The organism is Chryseobacterium sp. P1-3, from assembly GCF_000738495.1.
GTDB lineage: Bacteria > Bacteroidota > Bacteroidia > Flavobacteriales > Weeksellaceae > Chryseobacterium > Chryseobacterium gallinarum.
The window spans coordinates 297,455-321,732 of record NZ_JPEQ01000007.1; the positions used below are offsets into that span (position 1 = coordinate 297,455).

20 protein-coding genes and 3 pseudogenes are annotated in these 24,278 nt (G+C 38.5%); 19 read left to right on the plus strand and 4 right to left on the minus strand.

From position 1 onward, the window contains the following. Window positions 1-292 precede the first annotated feature (292 nt). The 11 genes and pseudogenes from HX13_RS09870 (at window position 293) to HX13_RS09915 (ending at window position 12,534) form a co-directional block, all read left to right on the plus strand. Window positions 293-3,253 (plus strand): hypothetical protein, encoded by a 2,961-nt coding sequence (locus tag HX13_RS09870; RefSeq protein WP_128572323.1) that lies wholly within the window; start codon window positions 293-295, stop codon window positions 3,251-3,253. Between the two features lie 30 nt (window positions 3,254-3,283). After that, window positions 3,284-3,784, plus strand: a complete 501-nt coding sequence (locus HX13_RS09875) for a hypothetical protein (protein ID WP_050020938.1) — start codon at window positions 3,284-3,286, stop codon at window positions 3,782-3,784. A gap of 228 nt (window positions 3,785-4,012) precedes the next feature. After that, window positions 4,013-4,228 carry a cysteine hydrolase family protein gene (locus HX13_RS25520; RefSeq protein ID WP_262483522.1) on the plus strand — a complete coding sequence of 72 codons (216 nt, stop codon included), beginning with the start codon at window positions 4,013-4,015 and terminating at the stop codon, window positions 4,226-4,228. After that, window positions 4,185-4,580, plus strand: coding sequence for an isochorismatase family protein (locus tag HX13_RS09880; RefSeq protein WP_262483523.1), 396 nt, complete (start codon window positions 4,185-4,187; stop codon window positions 4,578-4,580). Before HX13_RS25520 ends, HX13_RS09880 begins: the two co-directional genes overlap by 44 nt. Window positions 4,581-4,651: 71 nt before the next feature. Next, window positions 4,652-5,224, plus strand: a complete 573-nt coding sequence (locus HX13_RS09885; protein WP_050020939.1) for a Crp/Fnr family transcriptional regulator — start codon at window positions 4,652-4,654, stop codon at window positions 5,222-5,224. Between the two features lie 161 nt (window positions 5,225-5,385). Then, on the plus strand, window positions 5,386-6,507 hold the full coding sequence (locus HX13_RS09890; RefSeq protein ID WP_157837430.1) for a serine hydrolase domain-containing protein: 1,122 nt from the start codon (window positions 5,386-5,388) through the stop codon (window positions 6,505-6,507). A 246-nt stretch (window positions 6,508-6,753) separates the two neighbouring features. Further along, window positions 6,754-10,029, plus strand: a complete 3,276-nt coding sequence (gene ccsA / locus HX13_RS09895; RefSeq protein WP_050020941.1) for a cytochrome c biogenesis protein CcsA — start codon at window positions 6,754-6,756, stop codon at window positions 10,027-10,029. 198 nt (window positions 10,030-10,227) lie between these two features. After that, window positions 10,228-11,095: pseudogene (locus HX13_RS09900) on the plus strand (SPFH domain-containing protein). Between the two features lie 86 nt (window positions 11,096-11,181). Next, window positions 11,182-11,370, plus strand: a complete 189-nt coding sequence (locus HX13_RS09905; protein WP_050020942.1) for a hypothetical protein — start codon at window positions 11,182-11,184, stop codon at window positions 11,368-11,370. A gap of 133 nt (window positions 11,371-11,503) precedes the next feature. Further along, complete coding sequence (locus HX13_RS09910; protein WP_050020943.1) at window positions 11,504-11,893, plus strand: DoxX family membrane protein; 390 nt, start codon at window positions 11,504-11,506, stop codon at window positions 11,891-11,893. Next, window positions 11,893-12,534: a sigma-70 family RNA polymerase sigma factor gene (locus HX13_RS09915; RefSeq protein WP_050020944.1), complete on the plus strand. Its 642-nt coding sequence runs from the start codon at window positions 11,893-11,895 to the stop codon at window positions 12,532-12,534. The genes HX13_RS09910 and HX13_RS09915 overlap by 1 nt, the downstream gene beginning before the upstream one ends. A 103-nt stretch (window positions 12,535-12,637) precedes the next feature. Here HX13_RS09915 and HX13_RS22780 read toward each other — a convergent pair whose 3' ends face one another. Then, a complete protein-coding gene (locus HX13_RS22780; RefSeq protein WP_050020945.1) occupies window positions 12,638-12,787 on the minus strand; it encodes a histidine kinase in 150 nt (49 codons plus the stop codon). Window positions 12,788-12,923: 136 nt separating this feature from the next. On the opposite strand from HX13_RS22780, the pseudogene HX13_RS09925 reads away from it, so the two are divergent. From HX13_RS09925 to HX13_RS09960, 8 genes and pseudogenes are all read left to right on the plus strand, one after another. Next, a pseudogene (locus HX13_RS09925) lies at window positions 12,924-14,476 on the plus strand (aldehyde dehydrogenase family protein). Between the two features lie 111 nt (window positions 14,477-14,587). Further along, window positions 14,588-15,913: an L-lysine 6-transaminase gene (lat, locus tag HX13_RS09930; protein ID WP_050020946.1), complete on the plus strand. Its 1,326-nt coding sequence runs from the start codon at window positions 14,588-14,590 to the stop codon at window positions 15,911-15,913. 61 nt (window positions 15,914-15,974) lie between these two features. Then, window positions 15,975-16,205 carry a DUF2007 domain-containing protein gene (locus HX13_RS09935; RefSeq protein ID WP_050020947.1) on the plus strand — a complete coding sequence of 77 codons (231 nt, stop codon included), beginning with the start codon at window positions 15,975-15,977 and terminating at the stop codon, window positions 16,203-16,205. Between the two features lie 174 nt (window positions 16,206-16,379). Beyond that, window positions 16,380-16,892 (plus strand): GNAT family N-acetyltransferase, encoded by a 513-nt coding sequence (locus HX13_RS09940; protein ID WP_050020948.1) that lies wholly within the window; start codon window positions 16,380-16,382, stop codon window positions 16,890-16,892. Window positions 16,893-17,008: 116 nt separating this feature from the next. Continuing rightward, window positions 17,009-17,350 carry a hypothetical protein gene (locus HX13_RS09945; protein ID WP_238555214.1) on the plus strand — a complete coding sequence of 114 codons (342 nt, stop codon included), beginning with the start codon at window positions 17,009-17,011 and terminating at the stop codon, window positions 17,348-17,350. Between the two features lie 118 nt (window positions 17,351-17,468). Next, a complete protein-coding gene (locus HX13_RS09950) occupies window positions 17,469-18,656 on the plus strand; it encodes an efflux RND transporter periplasmic adaptor subunit (RefSeq protein ID WP_050020949.1) in 1,188 nt (395 codons plus the stop codon). Beyond that, a pseudogene (locus HX13_RS09955) lies at window positions 18,656-21,803 on the plus strand (efflux RND transporter permease subunit). Before HX13_RS09950 ends, HX13_RS09955 begins: the two are co-directional and overlap by 1 nt. Before the next feature lie 86 nt (window positions 21,804-21,889). Continuing rightward, entirely contained in the window at window positions 21,890-23,305 is a 1,416-nt protein-coding gene (locus tag HX13_RS09960) for an efflux transporter outer membrane subunit (protein ID WP_050020950.1), read from the plus strand. A 118-nt stretch (window positions 23,306-23,423) separates the two neighbouring features. On the opposite strand, the gene HX13_RS09965 is transcribed toward HX13_RS09960, so the two are convergent. The 3 genes from HX13_RS09965 to HX13_RS22490 form a co-directional block, all read right to left on the minus strand. Then, window positions 23,424-23,738 (minus strand): hypothetical protein, encoded by a 315-nt coding sequence (locus tag HX13_RS09965; protein WP_128572325.1) that lies wholly within the window; start codon window positions 23,736-23,738, stop codon window positions 23,424-23,426. A gap of 70 nt (window positions 23,739-23,808) precedes the next feature. Beyond that, complete coding sequence (locus HX13_RS26340; protein ID WP_128572327.1) at window positions 23,809-23,994, minus strand: disulfide bond formation protein B; 186 nt, start codon at window positions 23,992-23,994, stop codon at window positions 23,809-23,811. Window positions 23,995-24,007: 13 nt separating this feature from the next. Next, window positions 24,008-24,163 (minus strand): DUF5993 family protein, encoded by a 156-nt coding sequence (locus HX13_RS22490; RefSeq protein ID WP_156173324.1) that lies wholly within the window; start codon window positions 24,161-24,163, stop codon window positions 24,008-24,010. Window positions 24,164-24,278: the final 115 nt, after the last annotated feature.

Here is a 24,278-nt window from a genome sequence, read left to right on the forward strand (position 1 = left end):
TATTTTATTAATAATTATGTTAATTTTTTAATAATTTATTATGTATTTGTTAAAAAAATAAATTATATTTGTGTATCTATGCTTGGTCAATGTAGAAAGTCAATCTCTAAATAAAAACGAATGAAAAAAATACAAAATACCTTCTATAATATTGTATTGACATACTGATAACAAATAGAGCTATTAGCTTCAACGGCTGTTTTTATTATTTTTTTATTTCCTCTTAGTTGTTATTAGAAGAAACAGCAATTCTAACCTTAATAAAAAACAATATTTTAAAAACGTTACATCAATGAAAAAACAATTTTATTTTGTATTTCTGGTGTGTGGTACGATGCTCTGGGCACAATCTCCGGGTGGTGTCTCTAATAATTTGCAGATATGGGTAAAAGCAGATGCGGGTACAGGTACCACAACAGATAATACACAGGTTCCCATCTGGATTAATCAGAAAACAGGCGGAGTGAATGGTATCGCCAATCAGGGGATACCCGGCAACTATGCTGATCCTGGTGCCGGTGCCAGACCTGTTTACCGGGCAGCGTCTTCCATTCCAAGCTTCAATTTTAATCCTGCTATTCAAATTGTCAGTACGGACGGCTATAGGTCCGGATATAAATTTCCCTTAGGTTTTCCGGATAATTCAACCAATGCACTTACTTCATATACCCATCTTACCAGGACTACTTCCGGTGTTTACAGATCGGTATTTGTGATGAACGGGGTGACCCAAAACTCTAATACGACCTCAATAGCCGGGGTGTGGCAGTCTCCTTTTTTTGGAACGCAAAACGACCGTCCGGAGTTCTATAATGAGAAAGAATCGGGAGATGTATTCTTTGGCACCAATAGCATCAGTACCGTCGGAAGTAATGTACCCAGTATACAGTCTTACTATAATAGTGTATCGGGTGGTAATATGAATTACTTGTTTGATAATAATGGCTTGCTCTACGGACAGCCTTCCAATAATGTATCCTCTACCGGTAATTATCCGGGAATGGTTCTTCTGATGGAGAATGACGGAGGTAACGGCAGTACTTCGCTGGCAGGAGACCGGATCGGGGAATTTATTTTATATTCAGGAACCCAGACTCCAGCCGAAAGGCAAAGGGTTAATTCCTATCTTGCTTATAAATACGGGATCACATTGGATCAAAGCACCGCGCAAAGTTACATTGCATCTGATGGGACTACGAAAATGTGGGATCATACTGCAACGGCGGCCAATACTTTTAATAACAATATTGCAGGAATTGGAAAAGATGACGGATCTGGTCTTCATCAAAAGCAATCTAATTCTGTAAATACAGACAGGGCTCAGGTAGTGATTGCTGCAGGTAATTTTGCCACATCCAATGAAGCCAACACCAGTAACCTGGCTAATCTGCAATTTTTAAGCTGGGGTGATAACGGGCTGAGAAGAGGATATAATGTTCCCATTGTCCCACCGACAGGAAAGATGGCCAATTACAGAATGGATGCTATATGGAAAGTACAGCGTTCTCCCGGTTTTACCCAACCGGTTACCGTAGCTTTTCCTGCCAGCCCCATTAATACAATATATTTTATAAGATCTGTAGATGCTGTTTTTGATGCCACGGATACATGGGTTCCTTTAACGGTGACAACAGTGAATGGAGTTAGCTATGTACAAACTCCTGCCAATATAGATTTCTCTAACACGGATGGAGAATATTTCACATTTTCCACTTTTGTTGTAGGACCGGGAGGAGTAGACAGTGATTTGAGAATCTGGCTGAGGGCGGATAAAAGTTTTGCACCCAATCTATGGAAAGATCAGTCTGTAGCAGGGAATGATTTTACACAAACTAATTCAGCAAGACAACCAGTTATTGTAACGGCAGATCCTAAACATAACTTTAATCCTTCTGTGGATTTTGGAGATGCAACGGCAGCTGGAGCAAAATTTATGGTGGTACCTACCGGAAAACCTTATTCTGCCAATGGTCTGAATTCATCATTTTTTATGATGGTCAATTCCAGAAGTTTTGGTACGAGTACTTATAATGAATACTTTGGTTTTGGAGGAACCACACCCACGGCTACACTTACAGAAGCAAATTGGCCATCCTATACGAATTACGGAACTACCGGAACGATGGAGGTCTGGCCTTATGCTGTTTCTACAATGCCCAGGGTGAAAAACAAGACTCATCTCACAGATTATTCCTATACAATCGGAAGCTCAATTACTTATGGTCTGGATGGACAAAGCCAGGGAAGCTCCAGTACCGTAGCGGTAGGATATAGTCAAACAGCAAATGGTGCCATTTTAGGAAGTCAGCCTTCTTATTTTCCGGACTCAGATATAGGTGAAGCAATTGGATACGAGAGAGAGTTATCTGCCATAGAAAAACAAAGGGTACGATCTTATCTTGCTGTTAAATATGGGGTTACCCTGAAGCAACCACAGGATTATATTGCTTCCGACCAGACAACCGTTACCTGGAACTCCGGCCTGAATGCGCTTTTCAATAATAATATTTTTGGTATGGCAAAAGATGACGTGACGATTTTGGACCAGGCTATTTCTAACAGTGTCAATACTGAGAATAACATTATGCTTACTATATCAAACACTAATAATTTTGTTTTGCCTAATACTGATCCAAGCAGGGTTACTTTTCTACAGGATAAAACCTTCCTGATGATAGGTGATAATAACAACGGGGCACAAACTCTTGTAAATTACGGGGCAACAGGAAAAATTATCCAGAGGTCATGGCTGGCGCAAAGAACCAATAATACAGGGACTACCTGGCTGCAGGCTGATCTTTCAGGTTATAGCAGTATTGTTGCTACTGATAGAGCATATATGGTAGTAGCTGATGACAGTAGCTTTACACAAAACGTACAGCTCATTCCTGCGACTACCTTTACCGGAGGAAAAGCAGTATTCAGATATGCATTCCCGGCAAACAAATATTTTACTTTTGGAGTTAATCTTGAATCCTACTGTACCAAAGATCCTGCAACGGGAACTCCTGATGCCTATACAAAAATAGGAATTACAGGGCAGACTGATATGCAGGCAGGATGGCCAGGAAATATTCCAAACGGATTTATGGCTCTTGAATCCAGAAATAGAGGAATGGTAATAACCAGAACTACTTCTGCAAGCATAACAATACCGGTAGAGGGAATGCTGATCTATGATACGACAGACAAATGTTTTAAATTGTATAATGGTACTGCGTGGAAATGCATAACAAGGTCTTGTAATGATTAAGCTGAATATCAAAAAAGATAAAACAACGAAATGAAAAATATAATCATAATAATAGGGCTGTTCTTTGCGGCATCAGTGCCTGCTCAGATGGCAGTGGAAAAAAACCAGGCTGATGGGGACGGACTCCTGGATTTTGCAGCCAATACTACAAAGGGCATTTTATTGCCTATTGTGGAAACACTACCTGCAAATGCGGTAGGAGGAACTCTTTTAATGGACAGAAACGACCAGATCCTGAAGATGAACGTGGAGTCTTCATGGATGCCTTTAAGTGATACAGGATCTGTTGCCGGTGTCACATTTAATACCAGTGGGGAAATCCCGGGAGATAATAGAATCATTATGGGGGCTCCCACCTCGGTTGCTCCGGGAGTTTTAGTACTGGAATCGCCTAATAAGGCTTTGGTACTGCCTAAAATAGCAAATCCGCATATTAATGTCAAAAGTCCATATCCTGGAATGATATGTTATGATACGGTGAGTAAATCTATGGCAGTGTTTGATGGATTAAAGTGGAGTTACTGGAAGTAACATGAGTATACAAAATAATAAAGTGACCGGGAATATCTTTCCGGTCTTTTTTATTGGAACTTACATAAATACAGGACAGAGATCTTTTTTTGAACTAGTTCAAAGGCCGGGAAAAATAACTGCTGTAATTTTGTCATATACAATTCAGACATGAAAAATATTTTCAAAAAAATCATTGTTTTATCCCTTGTTTTTATTTCATTAACCTCAATTAAAGCACAGCAAAAAATGACAACAGACAACACTGCATTACTGATTATCGATGTACAGAATGATTATTTCCCGGGAGGAAAAATGCCACTGGAAGGCTCTGAACAGGCAGGTAAGAATATCCGGCAGCTTTTAGACGAATTCAGAAAGAATAAGCTTCCGGTGATTCATATCCAGCACATTGCAACTAATGAAGGAGCAGATTTTTTTTATTCCCAACACCGCCGGAGCTGAGATATACCATGTAGTTTCTCCGGAAGCTGATGAAAAGATAATTACGAAACACTTTCCCAATAGTTTCAGAGAAACCGGTCTTTTAGAGTATTTGCATTCAAAAAAGATTAAAAATCTGATTATTACAGGCATGATGACAGATGTATGTGTAGCTTCTACAACCAGGGCCGCTTTTGATTTTGGCTTCAACAATGTGGTTATTGGTGATGCTACTGCGACCAGAGACAGGGAGCTGGAAGGACAGGTTGTAAAAGCTGCAGAGGTACAAAGATCTTTTTTGGCAGGATTGTCTGCTTTAGGAAATCTTTATGCTGAAATTGTCAGTACAAAAGATTTTTTAAACGGGAAATAGGCCATTAATGCGGAGAATAACTCATAAAGGTATCAATAATATTGGTATCTTTATTTTTGTTTTACAAACTTATGTACAATCTACTTTATAAAAATATCAGCAGGTATATCAATCTTCCGGAAGAAAATTTTAAACAATTTGCCGATTTGTTTCAGCTTAAAAAAATTAAGAGAAAAGAGATGGTTCTTAAAGAAGGAGAGTACTGTCTGTTTGAAGGATTTGTTCAGGAAGGATGTTTTAAGGTATATTATTTGAATGAAAACGGTTTTGAGCAAACCTTATACTTTGCTGTTGAAGGATGGTGGATTACGGACCTGGATAGTCTTATCAATCATGTTCCGTGCACGCTTAATATTGAAGCTATCGAAGACAGTGAGGTTCTGATGATTTCAAAAAAAGATAAAGAATACCTGTATGAAACAATGCCTCAGGTAGAAAAGCTTTTCAGGATAATGAACCAGCAATCATCGGTAGCGCTTCAAAGGAGAATCCTTTCTTTAACCGGTAAAACAGCGGATAAACGGTACCTGGAATTCCTGGAAAAATACCCGGGTCTGGAACAAAGGCTTACCCGGCAGCAGGTAGCTTCTTATTTGGGAATTACCCATGAATTTTTAAGTAAAATCAGGAGAAAACTTCTTTAGCCACCTATTCACTGTTTGATAATTTGTATTTTTTTTTTTTATGATGAGCTAATAAATTATTAACTTGTCAATAGTCTTAATAGTATTGATAATGAAAGTTATACGAATTGTTCTGATATCGTTTTCCATAGCTCTTTCAAATGGATTGTCCGCTCAAAAAATTGAGTGAAGAAATTAAACATAAAATTGAAAAAGTAGAAAATTCATTAAGTCCGTCAGTAATTTCGGGTAATAAAGTGCCATCTTATAATATTCTGGAGAGAATGAAAGAGTTTAACGTAAAGGGAGTAAGTATTGCCGTGATCAATAATTACACGATAGAATGGGCAAAAGCTTACGGATATGCGGATGAAGAAGAGAACAGGAAAGCAGATGTTAATACCTTGTTTCAGGCAGCTTCCATAAGTAAAACAATCAATAGCTTAGGATTTATAAAGCTTGTACAGATGGGAAAAATAGATCTGGATCAAGATATCAATACTTATCTTAAAAGCTGGAAGTTTCCTTATGAAGGCCTTTCTAAAAATAAAATAATTACTTCCCGAAATCTGTTGAGTCATTCTGCTGGTTTGGGTGTTTCCGGTTTTGGTGGATATGAAAGAACTGCAGAAATTCCTGATATTGTTGAGATCTTAGACGGAATCTTTCCGGCAAATTCGAAAGCCGTTCGCTCTGTAAAAGAGCCGGGAATCGCTTTTGACTATTCAGGAGGGGGAACTGTTATTTCTCAACTCATCCTTACTGATACAAGCGGAAGAGAATATGAAGAATTTATGAAAAAGGAAGTTTTTGATCCTCTGCAAATGACTCATAGTATGTACTCTGTAAATGACACATTGAATGTAGCTTCAGGATATTATACAGATGGGAAGAAAGTAAAAGGAAAATATCATCTTTATCCTGAATATGCAGCTGCCGGGCTTTGGACAACTCCCGAAGATCTGGCTAAATATATGATTGAATGTCAATTGGCATTACAGGGGAAATCTGAAAAAGTTCTGCCTCATAAATACATGAAAGAAAGATTTACTCCAGTTGTAAATTATAATGAAAGTAAAGTTGCGTTGGGTGTATTTCTCCGGTATAAAAACGGAGTCTATTATTTTAATCATAATGGTGGTAATGAAGGTTTTACTTGTGCTTCTTACGGAAGTCTGGATAAAGGATATGGAGTAGTGGTAATGACGAATAGTAATAATCAGGCTTTGATGCTGGAAATTTGTAATAGTGTTGCAAGGGTTTATGATTGGGATCATTTTTTCGTTCCCCGATTTTCCCAATAGTTATGGGATATTTATCAGTTGTAAAATAAAAAAGCAATAGTTTAAATAGAATATCTCGATCACCCGAATAGGTAATATAAATCTGTATTTTTTCGAATTTTCAAAATGAATTTTCGGTAATAATTTTGCTGTTATTAAGAATGATTCAAAATAAGCAAAACTCATTCCAAAATGATAAAAAACAGCTTTTTTTCAGCACTTTGTAGTTTATCATCCTTATTTTTGCATGTCAAGTATAAATAAATCATGAAGAAGCTCCAAGATATTCTTATCTCAACCAGGACAATGGCTGTATTGTTGCTGGTGTACGCATTTGCGATGGCTTATGCAACGTTCTTAGAAAACGACTACGGAACTCCTACAGCAAAAGCATTAATTTATGAGGCAAAATGGTTCGAACTGATCATGGTCCTGCTCATTCTCAACTTCATAGGAAATATCGGAAGATACAGACTTTGGAAAAAGGAAAAATGGCCGGTTCTGGTTTTTCACCTTGCCTTTGTTTTCATTTTTATTGGAGGTGCTATTACCAGATACATCAGTTTTGAAGGTACCATGCACATCAGAGAAGGAGAAACTTCCAACGAAATCGTAACAGATAAAAATTTTTTTAAGATTCAGATCGAAGAAAAAGGAGATGTTCTCAACTATCAGGATGTTCCTTACCTGATGTCTCCGTTACATAAAGATTTCAAAGCAACCTATGACTTCCACGGAAAAGAAATAAAAGTATTTGCTAAAGAATACATTCAAAGAAAAAAAGACAGTCTGCTGGCTGAACCTAACGGTACAGAATATCTTCACCTTGTTTCTACAGGAAATACAGGAAGACAGAATATTTACATCAAACCGGGAGAGACAAAGTCTATCAACGGAACCCTGGTAACCTTTAACAGGGCAATTGATGGCGCTGTTGAATTCAAAAATGAAGGAGGGAAACTATTCATCAAAACTCCTGTAGATGCAAGCTATATGACCATGGCTACGCAAGTGACAGGAAATACGAAAAAAGATGAGTTCCAGCCTTTGGCATTGAGAAGTCTATATACCATTAACGAACTGAAACTGGTAGTTCCGGAAGGGCTTAAAAAAGGAAAGCTGATGGCTATTGAAGGAGACAGAAAGAAAGATGTTAACGTTCCGGATATGCTTCAGATCGAAATCCAGGGACCGAAAACAAAACAGATTGTAGATCTTTCTGTAGAAAAAGGCAACCCGAATGCGTATAAGCAGGTAACAATGGACGGTTTAAACATAATGGTAGGATTCGGGCCGAAAATATACAATACTCCTTTCGCTTTGAAGCTGGATGATTTCGTAATGGAAACCTATCCGGGAAGCTCATCACCAAGTGCTTACGAAAGTCACGTGAAAATCATTGATGAAGGAAAAGAAACCCCTTATAAAATCTATATGAACCACGTTCTGAATCATAAAGGGTACCGTTTCTTCCAGTCAAGCTTTGATCCGGACAGAATGGGAACCGTACTTTCTGTAAACCACGATTATTGGGGAACTTTAATTTCCTATATCGGATACGGAATGTTGTTTTTAGGAATGTTTGTGATTTTCTTCTGGAAAGGAACCCATTTCTGGAAATTAAATAAAATGCTGGCTGATGCTAATAAAAAGAAAGCAAAAGCTGTAACAATAGTACTATTATTCCTGAGTATAGGTTTGCAGGCGCAAAAGATTGAAACTCACGGGACCACAGACGGAAGCAGGGAACATATCCATGTAGAAGGCGACGGACACACGCATGCTCCTGCACCGGAAGCACAGTCAAGCCAAAATACTACCCCTAAACAAAATTCCCTGGCTGCTCCGCTGAGCAAAATGAGATCTATTTCTCCTGATGAGATCATCGCCAGAAATAAAATCAGCAAGGAACATGCTGACAAATTCGGATATCTTTTGGTTCAGAGTTTTGAGGGAAGAATTGTTCCTATCAATACAGAAGCGCTGGATGTTTTAAGAAAACTATACAAAAAAGACAAATTTAAAGGAACAGACGGAAAATACCTTACTGCCAACCAGTGGTTCCTTTCAGTAAATACAGATACACCAAGCTGGACAATGGTGCCTATGATCAAAGTAGGACCCAAAGGCGGAGACGAACTGAAAAATAAGACAAAAGCCAATGATGACGGATATACTTCGTTAATGAATCTTTTCCCGGCAGATGCCAATGGAAATTTAACGTACATTCTGGAACATGATTATAATACGGCTTTCCGTAAAAAACCGGCTGAACAGACGAATTATGATAAAGAAGTAATTGCCGTAAATGAAAGGGTTCAGATCTTTAATGAATTCTTCAGCGGACAATTTATGAGAATCGTTCCTGTGAAAAATGATGCCAATCATACATGGCATTCATGGCTGGATCAGAAATTTGAGCCGGATATGGAATCCCAGCAGGTAATGGGGCCTTATTTCGCAGAAGTTTTGGCAGCGCAGAAAACAGGAGACTGGAGCAAGGCCGATGCTGAATTGATCAAACTTTCAGATTATCAGCAAAAATGGGGTAAAGCGGTTGTTCCTGCTAAATCCAAAGTGGACCTTGAAGTCTTTATGAATAAAGCGGATATCAATTTTAAATTATTGATTTTCTATACGCTGGTTGGAGGACTTCTTTTGATCCTGGGATTTGTTGAATTATTCAGACCAAGCAAAATATTAAACAAGATTATCAAAACGATTATTGCCATTGGGTTAATCGGGTATACCTGTCATTTTCTGGGTCTTGTTGCGAGATGGTATATCTCAGGGCATGCTCCTTGGAGTAACGGATATGAAGCAATTATCTTTATCTCCTGGGTGGGGATTACTGCAGGCTTAATTCTTTACCGAAATTCCAACGCATTGATTCCTGCATCCGGATTTATGGTTGCGGTAATTATGATGGGGTTTGCACACGGAGGTTCAGCACTTGATCCGCAGATTACACCGCTTGTTCCGGTATTGAAGTCCTATTGGCTGATTGTTCACGTAGCTATTATCACATCAAGCTATGGTTTCTTCGCCTTGTCGATGATTATTGCTGTGATCTCATTGGTATTCTATATTATTTCCAATAAAGAAACCTATAAAATCCACCATGATACTACCCTGAAGGAATTGGTTATCGTTTCCGAAATGTCACTGACAATAGGTCTTTTTGCTCTAACCGTTGGGAACTTCTTAGGAGGAATCTGGGCTAATGAATCCTGGGGAAGATACTGGAGCTGGGATCCTAAAGAAACATGGGCATTCATCTCAATTATGGTTTATGCTTTTGTATTGCATATGAGACTGGTGCCGGGGTTAAGAAGCAGATGGGCCTTTCACGTAGCGACCATGTTTGCATTCTGCTCTATGGTAATGACTTATTTTGGAGTGAATTATTACCTGAGCGGGCTCCATTCTTATGCCGCAGGAGATCCGGTACCGGTGCCGGCCTGGGTATACATTGGAATCTCAACAATGATTCTTCTGGCAGCTCTGTCTTATTTCAAGTTTAAAAATTTAACGAAGAAATAATCTTTAAAATATAATTACTAAATCCCGGAAGTTTATTTCCGGGATTTTTTTTGCATATATAAATAAGGTATATTACTTTCATCCCTAACTAATGGTCTCACAAGTCATACCATATCTATTAAAAAAAATCTGTCATTCAGAATAAAATTTATTGCTATCTTTATGATATCAAAATAATATCAAATTAAAAATTCAATCATGGAAAAAACATTAAAACCTATTTCAGGTTATCTCACATTGGTCATTTGCCTCATCTTATTTGCAGTCTCCGTTTACTTTTTTGTTGCAGGAGTAGATCAAAGCGTAGTGTATGTTATTATTGCTATCTTATGCTTTCTTCTTTCATGCTTTTTTTTTAAAAGGATTAATGATTATCCAGCCTAATCATTCAAGGGTGTTGAACTTCTTCGGAAAGTATGTGGGAACAGTAAAAGATAATGGATTGTTTTTTATTAATCCTTTGTATTCTTCCCAGAGAATAAGCCTTCGTTCAGAAAACCTTCAGGGGCAGACGCTGAAGGTCAATGATAAGATGGGAAATCCCATTGAAATTGCAGTAGTGATTGTATGGAAAGTAGGAGATACTTATAAGGCTGCTTTTGATGTTGAACGCTATTCAGACTTTGTAAAAATGCAAAGTGAAGCTGCTGTACGTCATTTGGCGATGAGTTTTCCTTATGATAATCTGGAAGATGACCATGCACCCATTACATTGAGAGAAGGGGGAGACAAAATAAATTCCATTTTAGAACAGGAACTTACGGATCGTCTTTCAAAAGCAGGAATTATAATTCAGGAGGCCAGGATTTCACATTTAGCCTATGCATCCGAAATTGCAGGGGCAATGCTTCAGAGACAGCAGGCTACTGCTATTGTGGCTGCGAGAACAAAAATCGTGGAGGGAGCCGTAGGGATGGTAGACCTTGCCTTAAAAAAGCTGTCTGAAGATAATATCGTAGAACTTGATGATGAAAGAAAAGCAGCAATGGTAAGTAATTTAATGGTGGTTCTATGCGGTGAAAAAGCAGCAACACCAATATTGAATGCGGGTACCTTATATAATTAGCAATTCAGGTTTCAGGAATTGTATATTATGAAACCATTGTAAGCCAGAAAACAATTTTGCACACTTTGTACTAAAAAACAAGAAAAATGAAAGCCGAAAAAGCTCAGAAATCTTCAGAAACCAAAGGTAAAAAATCCTTCGTTATAAGAATAGATGAGTCTACCTATAAACTCCTTGAAAAGTGGGCGAACGATGAATTCAGAAGTGTTAATGGCCAGATTGAATACCTGCTGCATCAAAGCCTTATCAATTCCGGAAGAAAAAAGCAGGAATAATAATTACTGAAAATCAATATTATACAGATATTTGGTGCGTAAAATGCTGCTTAATTAAGAAAGCTTGTAACCTTTTTATTTTAGCCTGACTCTATTGTTTTAGAAGTTCAATTTTAATCTTAAAAAAATAAAAATGGAAACAATTCAGCAAAAACAGATTGTTCAACAGGTGTATACTACCTTAAGAATTGTCTTTGTGATCGTACCCATTGTGGCAGGATTGGATAAATTTACCAATATCCTTTGCCAATGGACACAGTATATTAATCCCTCAGTTCTTAATTTCCTGCCATTCTCAGGTGAAACTTTCATGATGGTTGTAGGAGTTATCGAAATCATTGCAGGGATTTTAGTATTATTAAGTCCCAGAATAGGGGGCTTAATCGTTTCGGTTTGGTTAACTTTAATTGCATTGACATTATTAGCCTGGTGGAACTTTTTGGACGTTGCTGTCAGGGATCTGGTAATGGCCATAACAGCTTTTTCAATGACAAGACTGGCTTCAATTTTTGACCGTAAATAATGAAGGCTGAGGAGAAATACACAGACAAGCAACTGATTGATAAGATTCTGAATAAAGAAACTGCTATGTTTGAACTGATCATCAGGAGAAATAATCCTTATCTGTACCGCATCGGAAGGATGTACCGTTTCAGTCATGAAGACACGCAGGACCTGATGCAGGAAACCTACATGGAAGCATTCATGCATCTTCATCAGTTTGAGAACCGGTCTTCCTTCCGGACGTGGATATCTAAAATAATGCTCCATCAATGCTATCGCAAAACACAAAAATGGTCTTCGAAGCATATTCAAACCCCTGAAAATGGAGATCATGTCTTTGAAAACCTCTATAACACTGAAACGTCAGCCCAGGTGATGAACAGAGAATTAAATTCAGTAATTGAAAAGAGCCTGCTCAGCATTCCTGAAGATTATAGAGTAGCTTTTACCTTAAGAGAAATTAATGGTTTAAGTGTTCAGGAAACTGCGGAAGCTTTAGGAATCAGTGAAAGTAATGTAAAAGTCCGCGTCAGCAGGGCTAAAGCTTTTCTGAGAAAAGAAATAGAAAAATATTATATCAGGGAGGAAATTTTTGAATTTAACCTGGTGTATTGTGATGAGATCGTCAACAGGGTTATGCGAAAATTAAAAGAGATATAACGGATATAAGTAAATTGGACGCTAAGCATCCTTGAGTCTCATATGATGGATTGTATAATCTTATGACACAAAAAAAGAAAGCAGAGAAAATTCCTCTGCTTTTTTATTGAATACAACTCTGAAGCGTATCAGCCCCAAAGTAGAATATAACGAGCCAAACCAAGCCTTTGATGGTAAAGAAAGCCAATCCGGCCCATCCCACACGCTTGAACCATTTTTTAAACTTTGAGTTATTTTCTTGTGAATTTTCCATGGGTAAATATCAAAAAGATTATCTTACAAAGATACGCATGTTTATAATTAGTCCAAATAAAACAGGTGGTAAAAAATTAAAGTTTTGAGGTTCGTATAATATTTTTATCTTTAGAGAGAACGAAAAGTAAGATTTTATGTCAAAAAAAGTAAAGGATTTCGGAATCGAAAAAACCGCTAAAAAACTTAGGTATTAAAGAAGAAAACAAAGGTACTTCAGTAGGCGGTAAATATTTCGCTTCGGGAAAGGTGATAGAAAGCATCTCTCCTGTAGACGGAAAGCTGATCGCTAAAGTAAAAACTTCCGGAGAAAGTGATTATGACAAAGTAATTGAAACAGCTCAAAAGGCTTTTCAGGAATTCAGGCTGATCCCCGCACCCAAAAGAGGAGAAATAGTAAGACAGCTGGGGTTAAAATTAAGAGAATATAAAGAAGATCTTGGAAAACTTGTTTCCTATGAAATGGGTAAATCATTGCAGGAGGGATTTGGAGAAGTTCAGGAAATGATTGATATCTGTGATTTTGCAGTAGGTCTTTCCAGGCAGCTTCAGGGATATACGATGCATTCAGAAAGACCTGGTCACAGAATGTATGAACAATATCATCCGTTGGGAGTGGTTGGGATCATTACTGCATTCAATTTTCCGGTAGCTGTTTGGTCATGGAATACGGCCCTGGCATGGATCTGTGGTAATGTTACCATCTGGAAACCATCAGAAAAAAACTCCGCTCTGTGCTGTTGCATGTCAGAATATCATGACTGAGGTTTTAAGGGAAAACAACCTTCCGGAAGGAATTTCAAGTGTATTGGTAGCAGACCACGAGATCGGACAAAAGCTGGTGGATGATAAAAGAGTGGCTTTAGTATCTTTCACCGGGTCTACAAGAGTGGGAAGAATGGTATCTTCCAAAGTAGCGGAAAGATTCGGAAAATCTATTCTTGAACTGGGCGGAAATAACGCCATCATCATTACGAAAGAGGCAGATCTTGATATGGCTATTATCGGGGCCGTTTTCGGAGCTGTGGGAACAGCCGGTCAAAGATGTACTTCAACCAGAAGGCTGATTATTCATGAAAGCGTTTATAATGAAGTAAAAACAAGACTGGTTAAGGCATACGGGCAGCTGAAAATCGGAAATCCACTGGATGAAAGGAATCATGTTGGGCCATTGATCGATACGGATGCTGTCAATCAATACGAAGAAGCCATCAGGAAATGTAAGAAAGAAGGTGGAAAATTCGTTGTTGAAGGCGGAGTTTTATCAGGAAAAGAATACGAATCAGGATGCTATGTGAAGCCTTGTGTAGCAGAAGTGAAAAACTCATATGAAATTGTTCAGCACGAAACTTTTGCTCCTATTTTATACCTGATTAAATACAAAACGCTGGAAGAGGCAATCGCAATCCAGAATGATGTTCCGCAAGGTTTATCTTCTGCAATCATGACACAAAATCTCAGAGAAGCAGAATTATTCCTTTCTCACGCAGGTTCAGACTGTGGTATTGCCAATGTAAATATCGGGACTTCCGGGGCAGAAATTGGAGGTGCTTTTGGTGGAGAGAAAGAAACCGGAGGAGGAAGAGAGTCCGGATCCGATGCCTGGAAATACTATATGAGAAGACAAACAAATACTATAAATTATACCGCTCAACTTCCTTTAGCACAAGGGATTAAATTCGACTTGTAAAAGCTTTAGTTAAAACACTTGAAAAAACAAAAACTTAATAACCTGAGTGGGAAGAATCTCTGAGTGCTGATATTCTGATCATTCATTTATTAAATCACACAACAATTTATTATGGAACAAACAATTGATATAAAAGCTAATAAAGTAAAAGAAACCGTAGGAAAACATGTTTTGGCAGACGGCTTTGATTTTGTGATGGACATTGAAAAATCTCACGGATCATGGCTTTATGACAAACTTACAGACAGAGAATACCTGGACATGTTTTCCATGTTTGCCTCTGCTTCAGTAGGATATAATCACCCTTATCTTGTAGAAAAGTCGGACTGGCTGGGTAAAATGGCTGTTAATAAACCTACTCTGGCAGATGTATATTCAGAAGAATATGCCCACTTTCTGGAAGTGTTTGAAAGAGTGGTAATTCCCGAAGAACTGCAGTATGCTTTCTTCATTGAAGGCGGAACCTTGGGAGTAGAAAATGCTATGAAAGCATGCTTCGACTGGAAGACGCGTAAAAACTTTGCGAAAGGACTTGATACGGAAGCCGGAATCTGTATTCACTTCAAACAGGCTTTTCATGGAAGAAGCGGCTATACTTTGAGCCTAACCAATACTTCTGATCCAAGAAAATACCAATACTTCCCGATGTTTAACTGGCCGAGAATCATCAATCCAAAGTTGAAATTCCCGATCACAGAAGAAAACCTTGAAGAAACCATCAAAAATGAAAACCTTGCTTTACTGCAGATTGAGGAAGCTATCCTGATGAATCCTGATAAAGTGGCTTGTATCATCATTGAACCTATCCAGGCAGAAGGTGGTGACAATCATTTCAGAGACGAATTCTTATCAGGATTGAGAAAAATCTGTGATGACAATGAAATCTTACTGATTTTTGACGAAGTTCAGACAGGTATTGCCATTACAGGTAAAATGTGGGCTTTCCAGCATTTCACAGCTAAACCGGACATTATATCTTTCGGTAAAAAAGCACAGGTATGTGGAGTATTGGCCAATAAAGAAAAGTTTGATGAAGTTCCGAACAATGTTTTCAGGGAAAGCTCAAGGATTAATTCCACTTTCGGAGGTAACTTTATTGATATGCTTCGTTTCCAGCTGGTAATGGAGGTGATCGAAAAAGAAAACCTTGTAGAAAATGCAAGAGTGGTAGGAGATTATTTACTGGAAAACCTCAAAGCTATGGCAGATAAGTATCCTGACAAAATTTCCAATGCAAGAGGGAGAGGATTGATGTGCGCCATTGACCTTCCGTCTGCTGCACAAAGGAATCAGCTGATGAAAGAACTTTTCAATGATGGTTTGATTATTCTTCCTTGTGGTGATCAGTCTTTACGTTTCAGACCTCATCTGAATGTAACCAAAGAAGAAATTCAACTGGCATTAGACAAAATCGAAAATAATATTAATAAAATTTAAAATCAAAGATTTGTAATTTTCGAAAAAACATTGTATATTTAGATATTCAAACAATTAGAATATGGAAAGAAGCACGAGAGTATCGGTTTATGAAAGTGATAACCCTTCAGAAATTCAGTTGGTTAAATCTAAATTGGATGATGCACAAATTACAAACACCGTTGAAAATAATTATCTTACCTTCACCACTACGCCCACGGCAACATCGCTGAAACTGATGGTGGATCTGGAAGATGAGAAAAAAGCATTTGAAATTATTGATGCTTACCTTCAACAAAGTGAAAATCAATAAAACAATTTCATAATTTTAAATTTTACTACTTCGAACCGAAAATTAATATTAATTAGTTTTCGGTTTTTTATGATTACAAAACTATTTAAAGGATAAACAAAATCCCAGGTCAGGCATTATCCGTTGCTTTGGCAAACAGGTATTTTTGTTTCATCTTTTCTAAGACTTTACAACATGGATACGGAAATTAAACTACGAAAAGCGGAAATTGAAGACAGAGACACTATTTGGAATATTATCCAGCAATCTATTGAAAGAAGAAAACAGGATGGCAGTACGCAATGGCAGAACGGATACCCCAATCTGGGTACTGTAGAAAGCGATATTGCAAAAGGATTTGCACACGTTCTTACCGTGAATAATGAAATTGCAGTGTATGCAGCATTGATCCTGAATGATGAACCGGCCTACAGCACTATAGAAGGAGCCTGGCTTAGTGACGGAGAGTTTGTGGTAGTCCATAGAATTGCTATTGATGAAAAGTTTGCAGGACAGGGAATGACCAGGAAACTGTTTGACCATATTGAAGATTTTACCCGATCCCATGGCATTCAGAGTATAAAAGTAGATACCAATTATGATAATATAGCAATGCTGAAGATCCTTGAAAGTAAAGGATTTTCTTATTGCGGAGAGGTTCTTCTTGCAGATGGGATGAGAAAAGCTTTTGAGAAGATTATAATTTAAGCAAAAAGTTAAATCCAGTTTCATTGAATTTTTAAAACAGGCTGTATTTATAAACTCTATCAGCTTTGTTCGTTTGGTTCTGAACTAATTTCTACTTTTGTTCAAATTTTTATATTATGCACCAAAGTATAGAAATTGATGAAAAAATTTTTCAGGATGCCGTAAAATTCTATGGCACCGTGTTCAGCTTACCACCTTTAGCTTCAAAAATTTATTCCTACCTTCTTTTTGATTATGAGAAAGTAGGAATTACTTTTGATGAGTTTGTTGAAGTGCTTTCAGCCAGCAAAAGCTCGGTTTCTACAAGCATTTCATTATTACTCAATGCCCAGCTTATTGTAGACCATAACAAAATGGATGAGCGGAGACGGTATTTTTTCATCAATGACGAATACAAAAAAAATTCGATTCGAGAAAATTGTCCAGAAGATGCAGGACGAATTAAAACTATTAGATGAATTTAAACAACTTTAAAAAAAAGTAAAGACGATGGATACAACGAAAGAATAGAAGTTTACAAAGCACTCTTAAATAAAAACATACAAAATATTCAGGAATCTCTTAATAAACTATAAAATGAATAATAAGCTAGTTATACTTTCTATTGCAGCGTTTTCACTGACGGCCTGCAAAAAAGAAGCTCCGAAGCAGGACGGTGCCAAGCCGTATCCTGTAGTGAATGTGGAGTCGAAAAATATAGTGGGGTATCAGACGTTTCCGGCTACCATTCAGGGTAGGGTAAACAATGATGTACGCGCAAAAATTCAGGGATATATTACCCAGGTACTTGTAGACGAAGGACAGTACGTTACAAAAGGACAGCCTTTATTCAGACTGGAAACTAATATTCTGAGCGAAAATGCTGCCGCTTCCAAAGCAGGTATCGGTGCTGCCGAATCCAATATTGCAGCTGCGCAGGCTGCTGTAAACGCTGCACAGGTTGAAGTGAACAAACTAAAGCCTTTGGTTCAGAAAAATATTATCAGTAATGTACAGTTACAAACTGCCCAGGCAAATCTGGCCCAGGCCCAGGCCCAGCTGCAACAGGCCAATGCCGCTAAAAGACAGGCTGTAGCCAACTATAAAGGAGTAGAAGCCAATATCGAGTATTCTATTATCCGTGCACCTATTTCCGGGGTGATCGGAAAACTTCCATTGAAAGTAGGGAGCCTGGTGGGACCTTCAGATCAGACTCCGCTGACAACAATTTCTGATACTTCCCAGATATTTGCCTATTTCGCCATGAATGAAAAGGAATATTTTGACTTTCTTGAAAAAGTTCCCGGAGCATCCATGCCTGAAAAAATCAAGAACCTTCCGATGGTTGAGCTTCAACTGGCGAATGGTAGCCTGTATCCTGAAAAAGGGAAAATTGAGGCCATTACAGGCCAGATTGATCCTACAACAGGAACCATTCAGTTCAGAGTGGCCTTCTCCAACGCCCAGAAACTGCTAAGTAACGGAAACAGCGGTACCATAAGATTCCCGCAGCGTTATGATAATGTTTTAGTAGTGCCGGAAAGTGCGACTTACGAACAGCAGGGTATTGTTTACGTTTATAAAGTAGCAAAAGGAGATACCGCCAAAAATGTCGTGATCAATGTCATCGACAGGATCGACAATATGGCTCTTGTTAAATCAGGAATCAATAAAGGGGAAACTATTGTTGCAGCAGGTATCGGAGGCCTTAAACCGGGAACTGTTGTGAAACCTAAACCTGTTAAAATGGATAGTCTTGTTCAATCTATAAAACCGAAATTCTAATGATAAAAAACTTTATTAACAGACCGGTTTTATCTACCGTAATCTCAATTTTGATTGTGATTCTCGGTATTTTAGGACTTGTCTCGTTACCGGTTACACAGTATCCGGATATTGCACCTCCTACGGTAAGTGTTACTACCAACTATACGGGAGCCAATGCGGAAACAGTCATGAAAAGTGTTGTTGTTCCTTTGGAGGAACAGATCAACGGGGTGGAAGGAATGGATTATATTACTTCTTCTGCCGGAAATGATGGTTCTGCGAATATTCAGATCTTCTTTAAACAGGGAATTGATCCTGATATTGCTGCGGTAAACGTACAGAACCGTGTTGCCAGGGCAACTCCTTTATTGCCTGCCGAGGTAACCCGTTCAGGGGTTGTAACACAGAAACAACAGACAAGTGCCCTGATGTATATGTCTTTCTATTCTGAAAATAAAGATCTGGATGATGTATTTCTTCAGAACTTTTTGAATATCAATATTATTCCTAATTTAAAAAGGGTGAATGGTGTAGGGGATGCTAACGTTTTTCGGAGGTAAAAACTATTCAATGAGAATCTGGTTGGATCCCGCAAAAATGGCAGCTTACGGAGTGACACCTGCTGATGTAACCAACGCGATCAATGAGCAGAGTAGAGAAGCCGCCGCCGGTTCTATCGGGCAAAACAGCGGAAGCTCTTTTGAATATATCATTAAATATGTAGGTAAGTTCAACGATAAGGGGCAGTATGATAATATCATTATCAAGGCTCTTAAAGATGGGCAGAATCTAATGTTGAAAGATGTCGCCAAAGTGGAACTGGCAGGACAGTCTTACACGGGGATCGGGGAGAACGGAAACAATCCTTCCATCAGTATGGGGATTTTCCAGACACCGGGTTCCAATGCACAGGAAATCATTAAAAACATCAAAGCTTACCTGAAATCAGTGGAAAGAACTTTCCCGCAGGGGATTAAATATACATTCAACTTTGATACCAATGAATTCCTCGAGGCCTCTATTGATAAGGTAGTACATACTTTGATTGAGGCATTTATCCTGGTATTTATTGTGGTATATATTTTCCTTCAGGACTTCAGGTCTACATTAATTCCGGCCATTGCCGTTCCGGTATCTATTGTGGGAGCTTTCTTCTTCCTGAACCTGTTTGGATACTCGTTAAACCTCCTGACGTTATTTGCTTTGGTGCTGGCCATTGGTATTGTGGTGGATGACGCCATTGTAGTCGTCGAAGCTGTCCATGCGAAAATGGAGCATGGTATTGCTGATGCCAAAAAAGCAACGGTAGAAGCGATGGACGAAATTACAGGAGCTATCATCTCTATTACCCTGGTAATGGCATCGGTATTCATTCCGGTAACGTTTATCAAAGGACCTACAGGGGTGTTTTATCAGCAGTTCGGGATTACACTGATTGTGGCGATCGTAATTTCTGCCATCAATGCATTGACACTGAGCCCCGTTTTATGTTCTTTATTTCTGAAGCCCCACGCGGAACATCATGAAAAGTATCAGAGCATGAATTTTATGCAGAAGTTCTTCTATAAATTTAATATTGCTTTTAAAACAACGACTGAACGTTACGGTAGAGGATTTGTTTTCCTGTTGAGACATAAATGGGTAACCCTGGTTATTTTTGCTGTTACCGGTGGTATTTTATACTGGGCAAGCGGAACAATGAAGAAAGGTTTCGTTCCTACGGAAGACAGAGGGATTATATTTACGGATGTACAGCTTCCTCCGGGTTCTTCCATGGAAAGAACTTATAATGTGCTGAAAACGCTTCAGAAAAATGCGATGAAAGTTCCGGGAGTACAAAATGTTACCATATCTACAGGTAGAGGTTTCTTATCAGGAAACGGTAGCAATAACGGTCTCGCCTTCATCAAACTCAAACCGTTTGATGAAAGGAAAAAAGATGGCCAGACTTCTGAAGATATTACCAAAAAATTATTTGGAATTTCAGGATCAGTTCCTGATGCGAAAGTAGTATTCTTTCAACCTCCAAGTGTACCAGGTTTCGGGAGTAGCGCAGGTTTTGAGATGGTGTTACTGGATAAATCAGGAGGTGAATATGCAGAGCTGGATGCGAAGACGAATGAATTCATCGGTAAACTGATGCAGAGACCTGAAATTGAATTTGCCCAGACATCGTTCAACACAAGATATCCTCAATACCAGATGGATATCAATGTTCCCCTGGCAAAGCAGCTCGGCGTTTCTGTAAGCGATATCCTGTCAACCATGCAAGGCTATATAGGAGGAATTTACACGGCGGACTTTACCAAGTATGGAAAGCAGTTCAGGGTAATGGTTCAGGCTCTTCCTGATAACAGAAAGAGTATTGATAATCTTAATGAGCTGTATGTAAGAACAGGTTCAGGAGTGATGTCACCTATTTCCCAGTTTGTAACCCTTTCAAAGGCATACGGTCCTCAGTCGGTAAGCCGTTATAATCTCTTTACTTCCGTGAAGATTACAGGAGCAAACTCTGCGGGATTCAGTTCCGGGGATGCAATTGCTGCTGTGCAGCAGGTGGCCGGAGAAACGTTAAACCAGAATTATGCGGTTGAGTTTACAGGATTATCCAGAGAAGAGCTGGCATCAGGGTCACAGACATTACTGATCTTTGCTTTAAGTTTAATTTTCGTATACTTTATTCTTTCTGCACAATATGAAAGTTATATCCTACCGCTGATTGTTGTTATTTCACTTCCTTTAGGGGTAATGGGTGCTTATTTCGGACAGAAGATCATGGGCTTGGAAAATAACATTTATTTCCAGATTGCCTTGATCATGCTCGTCGGGTTATTGGCGAAAAATGCCATCCTTATTGTAGAATTTGCGATCCAGAGAAGGCATCATGGCGAAACTATCGTGATGTCTGCCATCAATGCTGCAAAAGCAAGGCTAAGGCCGATTCTGATGACTTCATTTGCTTTTATCTTCGGTTTATTACCGCTGGTTCTGGCGAGTGGAATCGGAGCTGTAGGTAACCGTTCGATTGCGACAGGAGCAGCTATTGGATTGCTGATAGGAACCATTTTAGGACTTTTTGTAATTCCGGTATTGTTTGTCATTTTTGAAACATTACAGGAAAAAATCAAACCTATCAAGAAAGAAGATATCAATTTAGCAGAATAAAAATAATGATTCAGAAGTTGGAAGTTAGATTCTGGCCAAGCCAAACTAACTTCTAGCCTCTGATGTCTAACCTCTAATTTTACATAATGAAGAGTTTATTAAACATCATAAAAGGAATAACTTTCTCCGTCTTCATATTGGGAGCCATTACATCCTGTATGGCCAGAAAAGAATATGAAAGACCGAAGGGTGTGGTCGACGAAAAGCTTTTCCGTACAGATATGCTTCCTTCGGACAGTACCAATATGGCGGATATTTCATGGAAAGAAATCTTTACAGATCCTATTTTACAGGGACACATTTCCAAAGCACTGGACAATAACCTGGATATCAGGATTGCCCTGCAGAGCATTAATTCAGCTGAAGCTTATCTTAAGCAGAGTAAAGCAGCCTATTTGCCGACACTTACGGTAGGGCCCAATTATACCTTTCAGACACAGTCTATCAATACCCAGTTTGGGCAGATTATCGGGGAAAGACGTTATGTCAACCAATTTGATATTACGGCCACGCTGGGCTGGGAAGCCGATCTCTGGGGAAAACTGAAAGCCCAGGAGAAAGCCCAGATTGCTACCTATCTCGGAACTGTGGCAGCACATAAAGCGGTAAAAAGTAGCCTTGTAGCTTCAATTGCCTCTGCCTATTATCAGTTGCTGACGTTCGATGCCCAGAAAAAGATCATCACGAAAACCATTGAAGTGCGTGAGAAAAACCTGGAAACAACCAGGGCATTAAAAACTGCAGGAACCCTTACAGAAGTGGCAGTACAGCAGAGTGAAGCTCTTGTCTTCAATGCAAAGTCTTTGCTGATCGATATTGATACGCAAATTCAACTGTTGGAAAACACAATGAGTTTATTAATGGGAGAACCTTCACATACCATTGAAAGATCTACTTTAGAAGGGCAGAAGCTTCCGCTTGACTTAAAATTGGGATATCCTGCTCAATTATTAGCCAACCGTCCTGATGTAATGAGAGCAGAATATAATCTGATGAATGCTTTTGAGCTTACCAATGCTGCTAAAGCCCAGTTTTATCCGACATTGAAAATTACAGGAAGCGGTGGAGTACAGTCTGTAGATATTGATCATCTGTTCAGTGTAAATTCATTATTTGCCAATGTAGTGGCAGGGCTGGCACAACCGATTCTGAATAAGAGACAGATTAAGACAAATTATGACGTAAGCCTTGCGAATCAGGAAACTGCTTACCTGAATTTCAGAAAAACGGTTCTTACAGCGGGAAAAGAAGTTTCAGACGCTATAAGGGTATTTTCAGTACAGGATTCATTTATTGAATTGAAACAAAAAGAGCTGGATGCCTATAAAAAATCTGTTGACTATTCCCAGGAACTGGTTAACTATGGTATGGCGAATTATCTTGAAGTATTGAATGCAAGCGTCAATTCATTAAATGCAGAACTCAATATATCAAATGCACAATACAATAAAATGAAAGCTGGCGTAGAGCTTTATCAGGCGCTGGGCGGAGGCTGGAAATAAAAGTATCGCATTGATTTAATAGTAAAACGTATGTCTGTATTGACATACGTTTTTTTTTGTTTATTTGGGCTGTAAGCAAAGAGATGGAAGAATGCCAATCCAGTTGAAGTATATCTTTTTATCCCCATTGTCCTTTAAAGATCATATAAGAATCAGGATTATCGGGGCAGAATCCGATTCCGCATTCAAAAAAAGTAGCAATTCCGTTGGTAAGAGCCAGCAGAAAACAGAGTGTAAAAGCGATGCCTGATAAAAAATCGAAAATAGGATTGAGTGTATGATCTTCCGTTTTTTCGAATTGCTTTGGAAATAACATTAAAAAAGCAATGGCCAGTATACCCGTTAAAAAGGCAATTAATGCCCAGGTATAAAGATGCATTCCTAAAACAGGGGTTCCAAAGCCAAAATCCGTTGGACTTGGGCATATATGCAATAATATTTGACGGTAAGAAATCCCGGCCCCCAATAATGCACTCAGGATAGATATCCCATAGTGAGCAGAATTAAATCCAAAATTTTAAATTTAAAAACAGCCCAAACATAACTCCAAGGAAGCACAATCTCTGCAGTAAACATAAAGGACATGGATGTTCATGCATAATAAACTGAAAATAATAAGCACCCGATAAAATAGCAGAGATGATTAATATTCCTGAAATATTAATATAAGCAATAGTGTGATTGTTCATTGTAAGTTCTTTATTAAAATTGGAGGTTGAGTGGGTCTGTGATATGATACTTTGCCAGTACAACAATAAGTACAATGCTTACCACGAATGCTATAATTGCAGATTTTTTACGGTTTTTAGAACCTAGCCAGAATGCCAGGGCAAATGAAAGAAAGGGTAATGCCATCATTAGTGTTTATTTTTTATTGATCCGATAAATATACTATAAATTTTTCATTTGGATATATGTAGTTAAATACGTAGTTTTGTACTATAAATTAAATCATAAGAAAGGCGTGGCTTAG